We start from the raw sequence: 16152 nt of genomic DNA, 5'->3' as shown, positions 1-16152 counted from the left end.
CTAGGAATTGGGGTTTGTAGTAGGCGCTTTAGCGCTAAAGCGCTTACTACGAACTATCAAGACTACTAGTACACGACGGCGGAAATAAAGCTACCATTCAAAAGCAGCGAAAAGCCCACAGAATCAGCCTTTTGACTTTTGACTTTTGACTTTTGACGAACGCCTTGCGGTACTAGTCCCTTTACAGCAGCTTGTCAGGGGTAATTGGCAGGTCGCGAATGCGCTTTCCTGTTGCGTGATAAATGGCATTGGCAATTGCTGCAGCAACGCCAGTAATCCCGATTTCGCCAACACCGCGCACGCCCATTTTACTGATATGTGGATCGGGTTTATCGATAAATAGCACATCGATGTCTCCGATATCTGCGTGGACAGGAACGTGGTAATCAGCTAAGTTACGCACGACTAGACGACCGCTTTGCTGATCAAGTACTGTCTCTTCCATTAATGCCATGCCTAACCCGAAGGTGACACCACCAAGGATTTGGCTGCGTGCAGTTTTGTGGTTAAGGATGCGTCCAACATCAATGGCGCTGACGAAACGTGTGACGTGTACTTGTCCTAAGCGGGGGTGAACGCGGACTTCAGCGAACTGTGCGCCAAAAGATTGAAACGCATACTGCTGCCAGTCGGAGTTTTCGTTTTTACCAACGCAGATTCTCACGACTTTGTTGTCTGAGCTTTGTTGTGTTTCTGAAGCAGCAGTGTTTGCGATCGCTTCAACTTCAACTACTGGTAAATTATTGCGTTGTAGAATCTCTGCGTAGGTTTCTCCTCTGGATGGCTCGTTTTTGAGGAAAACTCGTCCGTTTTCGGTTGAAATTGCCTCTTGGGCTGCTCTATACAATGGTGACGACTCGTCATCAATAGCAAGGCGAATCACTCTGTTACGTAATTCCTCTGCTGCTCCCTGTACAGCAGGTGCGACGCTTGCGGCTGACTGTGAACCGCCAGCAACAGGTGCTTTGGGCATGGATGATTCACCCAGCTTAAACTCAATTCGTTCCACAGGAAGCCCAAGGGCATCAGCAGCAATTTGCGTCATGATGGTGTAAGTGCCTGTACCGAGGTCATGTGTTGCACTCGACACGATAGTACGTCCGTCAGCGAAAAGTTGAGCTTTTGCTGACGCTGGAGAACGGTAGCCTGGGAAGGTCGCGGTTGCCATTCCCCAACCAATCAGATAGTCAGAATCCCGCATTGAACCCGGTGTAGGGTTACGACGTGACCAGCCGAATCTTTCTGCTCCTTTCTGGTAACACTCCTTGAGGTGTTTGCTCGACCAGGGCTTACCTGTGTGCGGGTTGACATCAGCATGGTTAATGATGCGGAGTTCTACGGGGTCAATTCCTAACTCGTACGCTAACTCATCTAGTGCCGATTCTAACGCGAACGTACCTGGTGCTTCTCCAGGTGCCCGCATAAATGTCGCAGTCCCAGTGTTGACTCGAACCAAATTATGCGCCACTTCTAAGTTCGGGCAAGCATACAGTATTCGAGTCATTAACCCACACCCCTCAACATATTCACCAACTTCGGCAGTTTGCAATGTTGTTATATGCCGAATGGCGGTGAACTTTCCGTCTCTTGTTGCGCTTAGTGTAAGTTGTTGAATTGTACGGGGACGATGACCGCAAGATGTAAACATCTGCTGGCGCGTAACCATAAGTTTGACCGGACGACCTACTATACGCGCGGCGACTGCTGCTAAGATTGTGTGCCACCACGTATAACCTTTACAACCAAACCCACCGCCAACAAAGTGCGAAATGATACGAACGTTTTCGTTAGGGATGCCGAGTGTGTGTGCCACAACATTGCGTGCACGAATCACGCCCTGCGTCGCATCGTAGACTGTGAGTTGATTGCCGTTCCAAACAGCGATGGTAGCCGACGATTCGATTGGGTTGTGGTGTTCAATTGGGGTTGTGTAAGTCTGTGAAATCTTCACCTCGGCTTGGGCAAGTGCTTTGGCAACATCACCCCGTTGCACTTGCAGTTCTTCACCAAACAACTGTTCCGGTTGGTATGCCTTTGGTAATTCTTGTTCTATATTAACGGTTGGCTTCTCTTCCTCGTAAGTGACACGGACGAGCGAGGCGGCATATTTCGCTTGCTCCAACGTTTCGGCGACAACCACAGCGATATGTTGCCCGTCGTAAAACACTTTGTCTGATTGGAGTGGTACCAGGTTCTCACCGGGCTTGGGTGAGTTTCCTTCTGTTTGGTTGAGTTTTGGCGCGTTACGGTGGGTAATAACGGTTAGCACGCCTGGTGCTTTTTCTGCAACAGAAGTATCAATGTCTTTAATCCGACCTTTCGCAATGGTACTTTGGATCAGCACAGCATGAGCGATGTTGTCTTGCGGAATCTCTGCTGTATAACGAGCCGCACCCATGACTTTGAGCCGTCCGTCAACGCGGTTAATTGGCTTACCAACAACTTGCTCTGTTTCTTTTGGGGGGGAAATAACACCTGTCATGCTTGACCTCCTGACATTGCTGCTACCGTCTTGAGTGCTTCTTCTAAGGTCCGCTTTGCTAACTCAATTTTGAATTGATTGTGTCGATATGGTCTCGCTTCCCGCATTGCTGCATTTGCTGCTGCTGCGAAAGTCTCTTCTGTTGCTGGCGCGCTGACTAACACTTCTTCTGCTTCCAGAGAACGCCACGGTTTTGTTCCTACACCACCAAGAGCAATCCGGGCATTGCGAATCACTTCGCCATCTATTTCGAGTACCACAGCTGCGGATACCAGCGCAAAGGCGTAAGATGCTCTATCACGTACTTTTAGGTAGTGAGAACGCCAAGCAAATGGCATAGCTGGCAAATCAACTGCTGTAATAATCTCCCCGTGTTCCAGCACTGTTTCCAAATGCGGCGTATCACCAGGTAATAGGTGAAAATCGCTGATGGGAATGCTCCGCTCACCTGTTGCTCCCTGTGTCTGCACAACTGCATCAAGCGCCACAAGTGCAACACACATATCACTGGGGTGTGCGGCGATACAGCGATCGCTTGTGCCTAAGACTGCATGCATCCGGTTGAAACCTTGTAGGGCGGCGCAACCTGAACCAGGCTGACGTTTGTTGCAGGCAAAGGCTATGTCGTGAAAGTACGGGCAGCGTGTTCTCTGCATGAGATTTCCGCCGACAGTTGCCATGTTCCGCAGTTGAGCGCTGGCTCCCGCAAGAATAGCTTCTGACAGCACAGCATAGCGTTCTTGAACTATCGAATTATAAGCAACATCGCTGTTTCGTGCTGCCGCTCCTATACGAATACCACCGTCCTTGGTAACAATTTCTGTGGACGGGAGTTTGCGAATATCTACGAGTTGGCTTGGCGTATGCACGCCTTCCTTCATTAAATCAAGCATGTTGGTGCCACCTGCAATGAACATTGCCTGTGACTCGCGGCTTACTGTGGCGATCGCTTCATTTGAGTTAGCGGCGCGTACATAAGTAAATGGGTTCATCGGTTTTGCCTCCGTTATTTTGCTTGAGGTGCTGAGGCGTTCCCGTTCGAGTTTTGCTCGTTGTCACACACTTCACGAACTGCCGCAAGGATATTTGCGTAAGCACCACATCGGCAAATATTGCCGCTCATTTGTTCGCGAATCTCAGCATCAGTTTTCGCCTGTCCTTCTAAAAGCAGTCCTACAGCAGACATGATTTGTCCTGGAGTGCAGTAACCGCACTGAAAAGCATCGTGGTGGAGAAATGCCTCTTGGACTGGGTGCAAATCTTCACCCTCGGCTAAACCCTCAATTGTGGTAATTTGTTCCCCATCATATGAAACAGCCAGCGCCAAGCACGAGTTGATACGGTGTCCTTCAACAAGTATCGTACACGCACCGCACTGTCCGTGGTCACAGCCCTTTTTCGTACCGCTTAGTCCGATGTATTCCCGGAGGACATCGAGTAGTGTGACGCGTGGATCTATCTGCAAAGTGTGTTCTGCACCATTAATATACAGTGTCACCGGGATGGTGTCAGAAGGCGCACAAGAGGTAAGTTGCGAATCGACTGGAGGTATTTGGTCGAGTATTGAGACGCGCTCTGAAGTTGCTGTGTTTGTGTTCTCCATTGGTGTCTGTCCTTAAAGATAAATCCTTTGATTTTTTCAAAGTTTTAGTATGATTTTTAGCAATTTATAGCGCGGGGTTTTCAACCTACTTCTTATAAACTCTAGCTTGCAGCAACAGCCGATCTACTCAAATTTTCTTTTAAGCCAAAACCTCAGTCTTAAGGTAGATCCTCATTAGGCAATAACTCAGATTGAATAGAACAAACCGTGTATGCATACGGATAAATATTCATGAAGCGCGATGCCACTGGTAAGTTTGTGAACAATTGGGCCTCAGAAACGAAACAACGAGTTAGCGTATCTCTTACCAGTACAGCGTGGCGATCGCTCGATAAGGCAGCTCACAAGCGAGGAATTTCTCGTTCTGAAGTGATTGAACACTTTGCCCGCAGTCTAGAAAATGAACAACATCTTGATGCCAATGTTCAGACGGGCAATGCTCAAAATGCTTTGCCACAAGAATGCATCATTGAGCAACAGCACACTCAACTCATCGCTGCTCAAGAAGCTGAGCGCAAGGTGGCAATAATCCTTGAAAGCATTACGGATGCCTTTGTTGCCTTTGATCGCAATTGGCGCTACACCTACGTGAATCAAGCGGCGGCTGAAATTTTGCACAAAACGCCAGAACAACTGATTGGAAAACACGTTTGGAACGAGGTGTTTCCCGATCTGGTGGGTGGAGTAGCATATCAGGAAATGCATCGAGCAATGGCACAGCAGGTGCCAGTTTCCTGGGAAGAATTTGGGGAGCCTGTTCAGCGCCCTTTAGAAGTGAATGCCTATCCGTCTGCTGAGGGTATAGCGGTTTATTTTCGCGACATTAGTGAGCGCAAGCAGGCTGAGGCAGAACGGGAACGGTTGCTGCACGAACTGGAAACTGAACGTACTCGGTTTGAAGCGGTTTTGCGACAAATGCCTGCTGGTGTGATGATTGCCGATGCTGCAACTGGCAAATTGGTTCTCGCGAATGAACAAGCCAAAGAGATTGTTGGGTACGGCTATGAACAATTGCTGGAACTGAACGAGTACGATCGCATCGTTTCATACATTCCACTTCGTTCTGATGGTCAGCACTATACTCATGAAGACATGCCCTTGGGGCGATCGCTTCAAACAGGTGAAGTGGTTTCTAATGAAGAAATGGAGCTACACCGGGAAGACGGTAACCGCATTTTCATCAATTTGAACTCAGCACCAATTTTAGATAACCGGGGGCGGATTGTTGCAGCTGTTGTCGTTTTTCAGGATGTCACTGAGCGCAAAGTTGTAGAGCAAGCGTTACGTGAAAGTGAATCTCGGCTACGAGGTTTAGTTGATGCGAATCTCATTGGCATTATTCTTGGCGATTTTCAAGGCAATATTTTAGAAGTCAACGACGCTTGGCTAGCTACTTTGGGTTATACACGCCAAGAAGTTTTATCTGGAGCTGTAAACTTCCTTGAAATTACCCCACCGGAATTTCGGCACTTAGACGAGCAAGCAATGGCACAGATGAAGCAAGTCGGTAGCCATGCGCCGTTTGAAAAAGAATACATTCGTAAAGACGGCACTCGTGTCCCGGTCTTGATTGGAACTGCCTACCTGGGAGGAGCAGACGATATAGGAATAGGATTTTTAATTGACTTGACAGAGCGCAAACGATTGGAATCAGAACTGCGACAGCGAGAGCAACAGTTTAAAATGGTGGCGGAAAATGCCCCAGATATTATTAGCCGAATGGATGCAGAGTTTCGCCACCTTTATGTCAGCCCTTGTGTAGAACTGGCAACGGGGATTCCATCAGAGCAATTTATTGGTAAGACCAATGCCCAGCTAGGAATGTCAGAAGACATCAACAGCATTTGGGATGACAGTTTGCGGCAGGTTTTTGGAACAGGTCAGGAACAGATTATTGAATTTCGTTTTCCGACTCCAAAAGGTCTTCGATGGTATCAATCGCGTATCGTCCCTGAATTTGCAAGTGATGGTTCTGTTGAAACGGTACTGAGTATTGCTCGCGATGTTACCGATTACAAACAGGTTGAGCGGGCATTACGAGAGAGTGAAGAGCGTCTGCGGCTGGCACTTGCAGCAGCACAGATGGTTGGATGGGATATGGATTTAATCACAAATCATGTGGTGTGTTCTCCGAATGCGCTAGAAGTTTGGGGCGTTCAAGAAGGCACGGCAGAAGAGTTTTTTGCGGTTATTCATCCAGATGATCGACAACGGATAATACAAGCGGCGCAACGGGCGATTGCTGGAGAACTGTCCTACAAGCAGGAGTACCGGGTGATTGCTCCAAACGGCATTGTCCGCTGGCTCAACAGCGTGGGACGAGTTTATCTCGATGCGACTGGACGGGGAGTTCGCATAATTGGCGTTTCCGTCGATATTACAGAGCGCAAACAAATTGAAGCACAGCGCGATCGCCTTTTAGAACGAGAACAGGCTGCCCGTCGATCAGCAGAAACTGAACGCAAGCGGTTGCATGATATCCTGATGCAGTTCCCTGCCATGATTGGAATTGTGACAGGTCCGGATCTTGTCTATGAATTTGCTAATCCAACCTATCTGCAAGTGGCTGGGCGGACTCGAGACATTATCGGTAAATCGATGCGCGATGTTTTCCCAGAGCTAGAGGGGCAAATTTACTTTGACGTGGTCGAGGAAGTTTACCGGACGGGAGAAACGTTCATTCGGGATGAGTCGCCCGCTTACTGGGATCGCAACGGCGATGGTGTGTTGGAAGAGGCATTTTTCAACTGCGTCTTTCCGGCTTGGCGGGATGCTGAGGGAACAATTCAAGGAGTTTTGATTTATAACATTGAAGTCACCGAACAAGTACGAGCAAGGCAACAAATTCAGCAACTGCTCGAAAATCTTCAACAGAAGGAGAGACAACAGCAATTCCTGCTTGAATTAAACGACGCGATTCGTGCCATTCAAGATCCGAAAGAAATCATGTGGCAGGTTGTTCGTGCGACAGGACAACACTTCCAAGTGACTCGCTGTACCTACGGTGAAATTGATTCCACGCAGGAATACGTCATCGTCGATCGCGATTTTTGCAATGGTGTCATCAGCGTGGCTGGTAGTCACCACATGGATTCCTTTGGTTCTGAAATTATTGCCGAGTTGAAGCAGGGCAAAACAATCGTTGTCGATGATGTTGATGCAGATCCACGCACGCGCGGATCTGCGGCGGCTGCTTTTGATGCCATTCAAACAAAATCTCTGTTGTGTGTTCCCTTGGTGAAAGAAGGGCGATTTGTAGCATTGTTTGTATTGCACCATGTTTCCCCTCGTCAATGGACACAAGAGGATGTGGCGCTGATGGAGCGAATTGCTCAAAAAACCTGGCTAGCCGTGGAGCGATCGCGCGCAGAAGAGGCACTGCGCGAAAGTGAGGCGCACCTGCAACTGGCGGTGAAAGTTGGACGCATGGGCACATGGGATTGGGATATGCAAACTGGCGCACTGCTTTGGTCGGAAGGACACTTCACGGTGCTAGGTCTGCAACCGAATGAGTGTGAACCTAGCCACGAGGTTTGGGCAAGTCGGATTCATCCGGATGACTTAACACAAGCCGAAGCAAAATTTGAGCAAGCCATGCAAGGCTTGAAGGAGTATCACCACGAATATCGCCTGCGTTGGTCGGATGGCTCGATTCATTGGGTAGAAGTGAGAGGAAAATTTACTTACGATTCTGAGGGAAATCCTAAACACTCGATTGGTGTTGTCATTGACATCACAGAGCGCAAGCAAGTTGAACAAGAACGGGAACAGTTGCTAGAGCGAGAACGAATTGCCCGTGTTCAAGTCGAAGCCGCGCAACGCCAACTGACAACCATTTTTGAAACTTCTCCGCTGGGAATTGCTTTGTTAGATAGCGAGCAGCGATTTATTGCCATTAATGAAGCATTAGCCCAAATCAACGGATTAACCCGCGAACAACACTTAGGGCATTCAATTGCCGAACTGTTTGGTCAATCAGATCCACAGCTAGTTGAAGTATTTCATGAAATTTACACCACAGGTAATCCCTTTATCTCACCTAGCTTTGCGGTGAATGTTCCAGGACGCAGCGATCGCACTCCCGGTTACTACAACGTTTACTATTTGCCAACAACGAACTCAAACCATCAGGTAGAAGAGGTTTTAGTGTATGTTGTAGACGTGACAGAGCAAGTACGGTTAGAGCGTGCTCAACACTTTCTTTCGGAGGCGAGCGCAGTTCTTGCCTCTTCGCTCGATTATCAAACCACCCTGGAGCGAGTGGCACAGCTTGCAGTACCTGCATTGGCAGATTGGTGTACAGTGCATATGGTTGAAGAAGATGGTTCAATCGAGCAAATTGCCGTAGCTCACACCGACCCTGCCAAACTCGAATGGGCGCACCAAATCAGAGATAAATATCCCCTCAATCCCGATGATCCTCGCGGCGCTGCATTGACATTGCGAACTGGGCAATCAGATTTGTTAGCGGATATTCCAGATGAATTGCTCGTACAAGCAGCCCGTGATCCAGAACATTTAGAAATTTTGCGCCAGGTTGGGTTCAAATCTGTGATGAGTGTGCCACTACGAACCCAAACGCGAATTCTAGGTGTCATTTCCTTTGTCTCAGCTGAGTCTGGACTACAATACGATTCAATCGATTTGCAACTTGCAGAGGAACTGGCTCACCGTGCTTCTTTAGCGATTGATAATGCTCAATTGTACCGGGTCGCTCAACGCGCTCGCGCCAAAGCAGAAGCCGCTAACCGAGTTAAAGACGAATTTCTCGCGGTGCTATCCCATGAATTGCGATCGCCTCTTAATCCGATTCTGGGCTGGACAAAAATACTGCGAAGTAAGCGGCTAGACCCCACAAAAGTTGACCAAGCCTTAGAAACAATCGAGCGCAACGCCAAGCTGCAAGCGCAACTGATTGAGGATTTGTTGGATGTCTCGCGCATCCTGCAAGGAAAAATGACGTTAAACGTTGCGATCGTCAATTTAGCTGCAACAATAGAAGCAGCACTAGAAACGGTACGACTGGCAGCAGAAGCCAAGAACATTCAAATCCAGACCACACTCAACCCAATTTCAGGAACCGTTTCAGGCGATGCGAACCGGTTACAACAGGTTGTCTGGAACCTCCTTTCTAATGCCGTGAAGTTCACACCATCTAGAGGACGAGTCGAGGTACGACTCGAGCAAGTTGGCACGTATGCTCAGATTCAAGTCAAAGACACAGGAATTGGCATCAGCCCAGAGTTTTTGCCTTATGTGTTTGAATACTTCCGGCAAGAAGATGGCACAACAACACGAAAATTCGGCGGGCTGGGATTAGGGCTGGCGATCGTCCGCCATTTTACTGAACTGCATGGAGGAACCGTTCAGGCAGATAGTCCGGGACAAAATTTAGGGGCAACATTCACCGTCCAGCTACCGTTAAACGTCGTTGAGCAGAAGTTATCTTCTTGTAATGACAGCCAGAAAGAAAGTGTAACAGACCTAACCGGTATTCAGATCTTGGTTGTGGATGATGATGCGGATATGCGGGAGCTGGCAGCATTCATCCTGACGCAATCCGGCGCACAAGTGACGACAGCTGCTTCGGGAGCACAAGCATTAACCCTGTTGAATCAGTGTGTTCCCGATTTGCTACTGTGTGACATTGGTATGCCATCCATGGATGGCTATTCTGTGATTCGGCAAATCAGAAAATGGTCAGCCCGACAGGGAGGAAGTATTAAAGCGATCGCCCTCACTGCTTATGCGGGAGAAATAAACCAGCAACAAGCCTTAGCTGCTGGATTTCAAATGCATATCTCCAAGCCTGTTGAACCAGAGCAGTTAGTGCAAGCAATTGTCCAATTGGTTCATCCCATCAGGCGAAGCAAATTATTGAAGCCTTGATTTTTCCGTTAGCTATTCTCATAAATTTATAACTATTGACAATCCTCTCCCTCGTTCCCAGGTTTTGCCTGGGAATGCTTTTTTGGAGGCTCCTGCCTCCTCTAAATACGAGAGGCAAGAGCCTAGGAATGACGGCGTTCCCAGGCTCCTGCCTGGGAAGAGCAGATCTGCGGAGGAATCCTATATATATAGGGGTTCTTGCTTGAGTGCAATACAAATTTTGTGGGGTGGGATTGGCACCATTGGTGTCAACTTAAGGTGAAAGCGCTCGTTTGCAATGCTTTGAGAGATTGCCTTGTTCCCAGTCAGAGACTCGGAATACCATTGGGAGACTCTGCCTGCTTTAAAAGCGGCAGAGCCGCTTCAAGGGCATTTCCAGGTGAAACCTGGAAACGAGATTAAAGACAGGGTTTTGGCTTAAATTGACACCAATGGATTGGCACCCGCCCAGATATAGGACGGGCAGGATGCCCATCCCACAAGAATTAAGAACTGTGTTCTTTTCAATTGAGAACTGCTATAAATTCCGCACTTTAACGTTATCTACCACTTAAAAGCAACTTCTTCATAATTTTTCAATAGTATTTTTGCTAAAATTGATATAATTGCTCAAACATTTAATTTGCCTCTTAAAAAGTCAGGAGAAAGAAAGAGAAAACTTTCTGTTAGAGCCTGTCTAAGCTCTTTTCAGTGATATTATTAGCTTCACCGAAAGTTGAATTTTAAATTTTCATTTTTTAATTGCAGTAGCAAGTTTAAAATGGAAGTAGAAAAACTTTTTACTCGCTCCAATCTTTTTCTTAAACCTGTGTTCAACAACATTTGCTTATGAACTTCTCGTCAGCGCGGCAATATTTTGACCAAGAAATCCAGCAGCCTGATGAGCATATTGACTTAGCAAAGGCAGCTTTATATATTGCACAAGAAGAATACCCTAACATCGACACAGAAGAATACCTCAATGCCTTTGATACAATGGCTTTGGAGCTACAAGAACGCTTGCCTTCCCAGAGGTATCCTCTGCGAGTTATTCAAAGTATCAATCAGTATCTCTACGATGACTTGGGATTTGCTGGCAATGTGGAAGATTACTATGATCCGCGTAACAGCTACTTAAATGATGTCATTGAACGTCGATTGGGAATTCCTATTACCTTGGCACTGGTTTACTTGGAGGTTGCCCGAAGAATAGACTTTCCTATGGTAGGGGTAGGAATGCCAGGACATTTCGTGATTCGCCCAGACATTGCGGATACAGAAATTTTCATTGATGCGTTCAATGGCGGCGAGATTCTGTTTCCTCAAGATTGCCAAGAACGGCTGAGTCAATTTTATCAACAACCCGTGCAGCTACAACCGGAATTTTTAGCAACAGTGAGTAAGAAGCAAATTTTGGCACGGATGTTGGCGAATCTGAAATATATTTACTTGAATCAACAGGAGTTGGAAAAAGCTCTAGCAGCGGTTGAACGGATTTTACTGCTGTTTCCTGGTGCGTCACTAGAATTGCGCGATCGCGGTCTTTTATGCTATGAACTTGGTCTATCTGATCAAGCTGCTAACGACTTGGAAGCTTATCTGGCAAAAGCTCCCCATGCTCAAGATGCTGCTACGATTCGGCAGATACTGACTCTGCTGGGGAGGATGAGTTAAATCACAACTATCAAGATATAGCGGGAGGGTGAGAACCCCTACCTTTTAATCCGGGGATGAAACCCGACTCGACGGGTTTTAACCCGGCGTTTCTTTTTCTTTCCGGAATCCTCTACAAAATAGCGTATAATTTCGTAGGCGGTGATGAAACAGTGTTGACTCTAACTTACGAGTACAAAGCAATACCCACTTTGGAGCAAATCCAGCAGATTGAGCATACTTTAACGGTGTGTCGTAAAGTCTGGAATTTTGCTCTACGAGAACGCAAAGATTGGCTTAATTCTCGTAAGTGCGCTGTTAACGCTTGTTCCATTGTTTCTGAATACATTACACCAATAGACACGCCCTACCCCAATTACTACGAGCAAGCCAATTCATTGACTCGTGAAGACAGCAGAATTTTCGGAACTTAAAACTGTTAATGCTCAAGTATTGCAGCAAGTTCTGAGGAAATTGGAAACCGCTTTTGTGGATATGAGTCGGAAAAAGATGGGTTTTCCGCGATTTAAGAACAAATACCGAATGCGGTCGTTCGTGTATCCACAACTAGGGAAAGGTCAGATTCTTAAAGGCAACCAGATTAAGCTGCCACAATTGGGGTGGATGGAATACCTCAAGTCTCGTGAAATACCCGATGGGTTCAAAGTGAAACAGGTTCGGGTTGTTCGCAAGGGGTAAACTAAATCTACTTAAACCTATGTAATAAGCAGAAGTGTCTTAAATTGCTGGTTTCAACCGTACTGGTTACTGCTTTTAGAGCGTTGTCGTTCAATCGGTTATGAACTTCCAGCCATCGGCGCTTAACCGTACCCGCTACCCCTGCGGGTGATACTGTGCTTCAAGTTTGAGTACGTTTGCTTTAAACTTAGGTAAGAGCCACCCAAGGTTAAGAGCATCGGTAACAGACTTACCAATAGAAGCCAAGTACTGCACAGTCCGAGTTAATAACTCAGATTCAACGTCACCTGACCTCATGAATCGGGTGATGTTGTTGTCAGTGCCTCGAATGCGGATATTTCTTGCCGCATTCAGATCAGCTTGTATCACGTCCCCCGTATAACGGATAAAGCGATCCCCCTCTCGACGACCTAAAAGCGTCCCGCTTTGGTGATCAACTTGCGACGTGTAAGCAGGATTTACCGAAAAAATGGGTCTAAAGCCCCGTCCTTCGTTTGACGGCTTTTTCTTTGTCTTCAGACTTCTGATGAGTTCTCTTAATACATCAGTTTTTGTTCTGCCAACTTCGGAGCAGTAGTCTTCAAGAATTTGAAGTTCATACTCTTCTACTCTAAAATAAGCATCGTTTCTTCATATTATTGTACAGCTTTATTGTGTACAATAGTAGCATGAGAACACTACGATTTAAGTTGTACTCACACAAACGAAATAAACACCTCAAGCGAATGATTAACGCTTCTGGGATGATTTATAACCATTGCATTGCTCTGCATCGTCGGTACTACAAGATGTGGGGTAAGCATTTGAATTGTGCTCTACTTCAATCTCATATTGCCAAATTGCGGAAGCGTAACCCGTTCTGGCAATTAGTGGGTTCTCAAGCAGTACAGGATATCTGTCAACGCATCGAGAAAGCATACCAGTTATTTTTTAAACACAGCAAAAAAGGAGTTAAACCGCCGGGATTCAAGAAGGTCAAGAAGTATAAATCATTCACCCTAAAGCAAGCAGGATACAAGTTTCTAAGTGGTAATCGAGTTAAGGTTGGGAACAGAGTTTATCAATTTTGGAAATCTAGGGAGATAGAGGGGACAGTCAAAACTCTAACCATTAAACGCACACCGCTCTTGTGAATTGTTTATGGATGTCGTGGTTGACGATGTACCTGAACCAGAAATCAAATTCACGACTGGTAGAATAGCGGGATTTGATTTTGGTTTAAAGACATTCCTCACCTGTTCTGACGGCTCCAGTATTGAATCTCCTCAATTTCTTAAACAGTCTCTCAACACCATTAAGAAAGCGAGTAAACAACATTCCAAAAAGCTAAAAGGGTCGTCCAATCGAGAACGGGCTAGAAAGAATTTAGTACGCAAGCATGAGGATATTTGTAATGCCAGACGTGATAGGTGAGTGGAAGTTAGCACACGACTTAACTAATAAGTTTGATGTGCTATGTTTTGAAACACTCAATCTTAAAGGGATGCAACGTCTTTGGGGACGAAAAATCTCAGACCTAGCCTTTGGGGAATTTCTACAAATTCTAGAGTGGATTGCCAAAAATATTGGCAAGCAGGTCATATTTATAGATCAATGGTATCCGTCTAGCAAGACTTGTTCTAATTGTGGACACGTTCTAGAAAAACTGGATTTGTCTATAAGAGAGTGGCGTTGTCCATCCTGTGAGTCGGTGAACGGGAGGGACGAGAACGCAGCGCGCGAATATTTGTGCAGTTGGGGCATCAACTGTTGGGTTAGGCGATGTAAGACGGGCTGTGCCTGCAATTGCTGTTTGAGCCTAGAATCCCCGTCCCTTTTAGGGCGGGGAGTATGTCAATACTGATAGAGTAGATCCTGTCTCCAACGAGATTTTCTCAATTGAAGCTTGTAATTCACCTTTCATCCATTGGTTCAGCTTGCGGTTGATGTGCTTGGCTTGTTGCTTTCCCGTCAGGGGTTGGGTGAGGTCTTCGCAAAAGATTTCAACGGCTGTTGTGATGCTCCGTCTCAAATCAAAGCGAATAAAATTCTGTATGGTCGCTTTTTCTCGGTGTAAGCGACGTGATTTTACCTTGTGCCCTAGGTTGTTTTTAAGGATAGTTGCAGATTTAGATGGCTTGCTTTGTGCGTGGGCAAATAACCTGTAGCGATTGCAGTTGGTGTGAGTAATGCGATTAGTTTTCGCTGTGAGTAGTTTACCCAATCCCGAAGCAATTTTAGTGCCATCACAGGTGTAAAAGCCTTCTGTGTAACCCTTGTCAATGCCTAGTTTTTGAGTTGGTAACCCGTGTGGTAATACTAGAGGTTTGCTGCGAGTGCAGTGAATTTCTAGAGTGCCTAATGTAGTGCGAATGAGCCGAATTTGACCTTTAATTATGTGGCGACAACGCAATTTTAGAGTGATGCGTTTACCTTTAATTAATCCTGCAACTTCTAGTTGTATCGTGTTTCTGGTCAATCGCTTACAGGAATATCCCCCACCTTGATACACGATTTGATTTCTAACAAACGTGTACCCTTTGAGGTATTGCTTCCTAAATTGACGATGCAGCCAGTTGTCAGCAGTTGGGTTAGTTTTGAGTAAATTTATTAGTCGTTTGCGTTGTGAATCGTCTTTAGCTCTGCGGTAAATATCACGAATTAAGAAAGTTTTAGCCGCTTCCTGTTGTGCTACGACGCTGAAATGGTGTTTGTTGAAGACATTGATTTCCGCACTTGGGCAAAAGGGATGTTGGGTAAACACACTTTAGATGCAGGGTTTGGGCAGTTTGTTTCCATTCTGCAATGGGTGTGTTGGAAACGCGGTGTGTATTTTAACAAAGTGGAAAAAGATTACACCGGGCTTCGCCCCGCTTCGCTAACGCAAGTCTGTCCACAATGTGATACTCACACTGGAAAGAAAGAATTGAAAGACAGGATTCATTCTTGTCAGTCATGCGGTTACACTACACATCGTGATGTGGCAGCTGCACAAGTGATCCGAAATAGAGGGATCTCGGCGCTGGGACGCAGCGTGGAAGAAAATGCTTGTGGAGACGGTCTGACGGGGACTGGCAACAGTCTAGTTAAGAGTCGAAGAAGCAGCGAAGTTGCGGTGGAGAGGCATCTGTTCAGAGTGCCTCGTAACATCCTTTGAGAATCACCGTGGCTGTCTTCCCGGTGAGTACGTCAACCAAGTTGCTGTACTTGCTCTGCAACACGCTTGAGGCGTTGCAGTTGAGCTTGCATATCTTCTTTTGTCCAATTTTGGGCAAACGTTTGGAAACCCCAACTCACCAAAGGGTTGGGAATCTCGAATTCAAAGCGGTTAACAAGACGGGTTCCTTTGTCTATCGGTTGACATTCCCAAGTATCGCGCCCTTTAAAAAAACCTTGGAACTCCCACACAACCAAACCCGGCTGTCTTTCCACGACGGTGCTATTCAATGTAGGTTTGATAACTGGTATTTGAATCACGAATCGACTTTTACTACCGACATCAGTACTCCATGTGCCCACAGGTTCGCAACGCAAAACAGGGTTTAGCCAGCGATGCATGAGAGCTTGTTCGGTAATACAGCGCTCCACTACTGCCGCTGTAGCATTAATTTGAATCGATTGTTCAAAAACTTGAGACATTGCGCATCTTTCTTGCTATGGCTGCACCTAGAGTAACGCAAAATGACTTTAATATAGCAGATTTAAACAATACGACAAATAACCTATAGATTGAAATTTTTATGATGAATTATCTATGATTCTAAAGTTTCTTGTTTATAAAACGACATAAGAAATAACAACAAAAAAATTAAAAAAAACTCTAGATATCATCTTTGTTTGATAAATTTACTGGTAAATTTATAGACAA

Annotated in this window: 11 protein-coding genes and 1 pseudogene; 6 read left to right on the top strand and 6 right to left on the bottom strand. The window is 46.2% G+C overall.

Features of this window, described 5'->3' with window-relative positions:
- Positions 1-181: 181 nt before the first annotated feature.
- From AACT52_RS12650 to AACT52_RS12640, 3 genes are read right to left on the bottom strand one after another with little or no spacing between them, the layout of a single operon-like run.
- Positions 182-2482, bottom strand: coding sequence for a xanthine dehydrogenase family protein molybdopterin-binding subunit (locus AACT52_RS12650; protein ID WP_073626563.1), 2301 nt, complete (start codon positions 2480-2482; stop codon positions 182-184).
- A complete protein-coding gene (locus AACT52_RS12645; RefSeq protein WP_073626552.1) occupies positions 2479-3474 on the bottom strand; it encodes an FAD binding domain-containing protein in 996 nt (331 codons plus the stop codon). The genes AACT52_RS12650 and AACT52_RS12645 overlap by 4 nt, the downstream gene beginning before the upstream one ends.
- A 14-nt stretch (positions 3475-3488) precedes the next feature.
- Positions 3489-4085: a (2Fe-2S)-binding protein gene (locus AACT52_RS12640; protein ID WP_083629955.1), complete on the bottom strand. Its 597-nt coding sequence runs from the start codon at positions 4083-4085 to the stop codon at positions 3489-3491.
- Positions 4086-4316: 231 nt separating this feature from the next.
- Here AACT52_RS12640 and AACT52_RS12635 point away from each other — a divergent pair, with 231 nt between their 5' ends.
- The 4 genes from AACT52_RS12635 to AACT52_RS12620 all read left to right on the top strand — a co-directional run bounded on the left by AACT52_RS12635 (position 4317) and on the right by AACT52_RS12620 (position 12305).
- The gene (locus tag AACT52_RS12635; protein WP_073626550.1) at positions 4317-9974 is read left to right on the top strand and encodes a PAS domain S-box protein; all 5658 of its coding nucleotides are present in this window, start codon (positions 4317-4319) and stop codon (positions 9972-9974) included.
- Positions 9975-10802: 828 nt separating this feature from the next.
- On the top strand, positions 10803-11627 hold the full coding sequence (locus AACT52_RS12630; RefSeq protein ID WP_073626548.1) for a SirB1 family protein: 825 nt from the start codon (positions 10803-10805) through the stop codon (positions 11625-11627).
- Between the two features lie 56 nt (positions 11628-11683).
- Positions 11684-12040 carry a helix-turn-helix domain-containing protein gene (locus AACT52_RS12625; protein ID WP_073626546.1) on the top strand — a complete coding sequence of 119 codons (357 nt, stop codon included), beginning with the start codon at positions 11684-11686 and terminating at the stop codon, positions 12038-12040.
- Positions 12012-12305 carry a hypothetical protein gene (locus AACT52_RS12620; RefSeq protein WP_073626544.1) on the top strand — a complete coding sequence of 98 codons (294 nt, stop codon included), beginning with the start codon at positions 12012-12014 and terminating at the stop codon, positions 12303-12305. The genes AACT52_RS12625 and AACT52_RS12620 overlap by 29 nt, the downstream gene beginning before the upstream one ends.
- A gap of 135 nt (positions 12306-12440) precedes the next feature.
- On the opposite strand, the gene AACT52_RS12615 is transcribed toward AACT52_RS12620, so the two are convergent.
- Positions 12441-12674 (bottom strand): hypothetical protein, encoded by a 234-nt coding sequence (locus AACT52_RS12615; RefSeq protein ID WP_083629954.1) that lies wholly within the window; start codon positions 12672-12674, stop codon positions 12441-12443.
- A gap of 299 nt (positions 12675-12973) precedes the next feature.
- Between AACT52_RS12615 and AACT52_RS12610 the strand changes: the two are divergent.
- A pseudogene (locus AACT52_RS12610) lies at positions 12974-14101 on the top strand (RNA-guided endonuclease InsQ/TnpB family protein).
- 20 nt (positions 14102-14121) lie between these two features.
- On the opposite strand, the gene AACT52_RS12605 reads toward AACT52_RS12610, so the two are convergent.
- Complete coding sequence (locus AACT52_RS12605) at positions 14122-15048, bottom strand: hypothetical protein (RefSeq protein WP_198940796.1); 927 nt, start codon at positions 15046-15048, stop codon at positions 14122-14124.
- On the opposite strand from AACT52_RS12605, the gene AACT52_RS12600 reads away from it, so the two are divergent.
- Positions 15034-15441, top strand: a complete 408-nt coding sequence (locus AACT52_RS12600; protein WP_198940794.1) for a zinc ribbon domain-containing protein — start codon at positions 15034-15036, stop codon at positions 15439-15441. The two genes, AACT52_RS12605 and AACT52_RS12600, sit on opposite strands and share 15 nt — an antisense overlap.
- Before the next feature lie 32 nt (positions 15442-15473).
- Here the strand turns inward: AACT52_RS12600 and AACT52_RS12595 are convergent, their stop codons facing one another.
- A complete protein-coding gene (locus tag AACT52_RS12595; RefSeq protein WP_073626534.1) occupies positions 15474-15923 on the bottom strand; it encodes an SRPBCC family protein in 450 nt (149 codons plus the stop codon).
- Positions 15924-16152: the final 229 nt, after the last annotated feature.

The organism is Scytonema sp. HK-05, assembly GCF_963872035.1.
Taxonomy (GTDB): domain Bacteria; phylum Cyanobacteriota; class Cyanobacteriia; order Cyanobacteriales; family Nostocaceae; genus Kalymmatonema.
The sequence above is the reverse complement of the archived record's forward strand: the minus strand, read 5'-3'. Positions and strand labels throughout refer to the sequence as shown.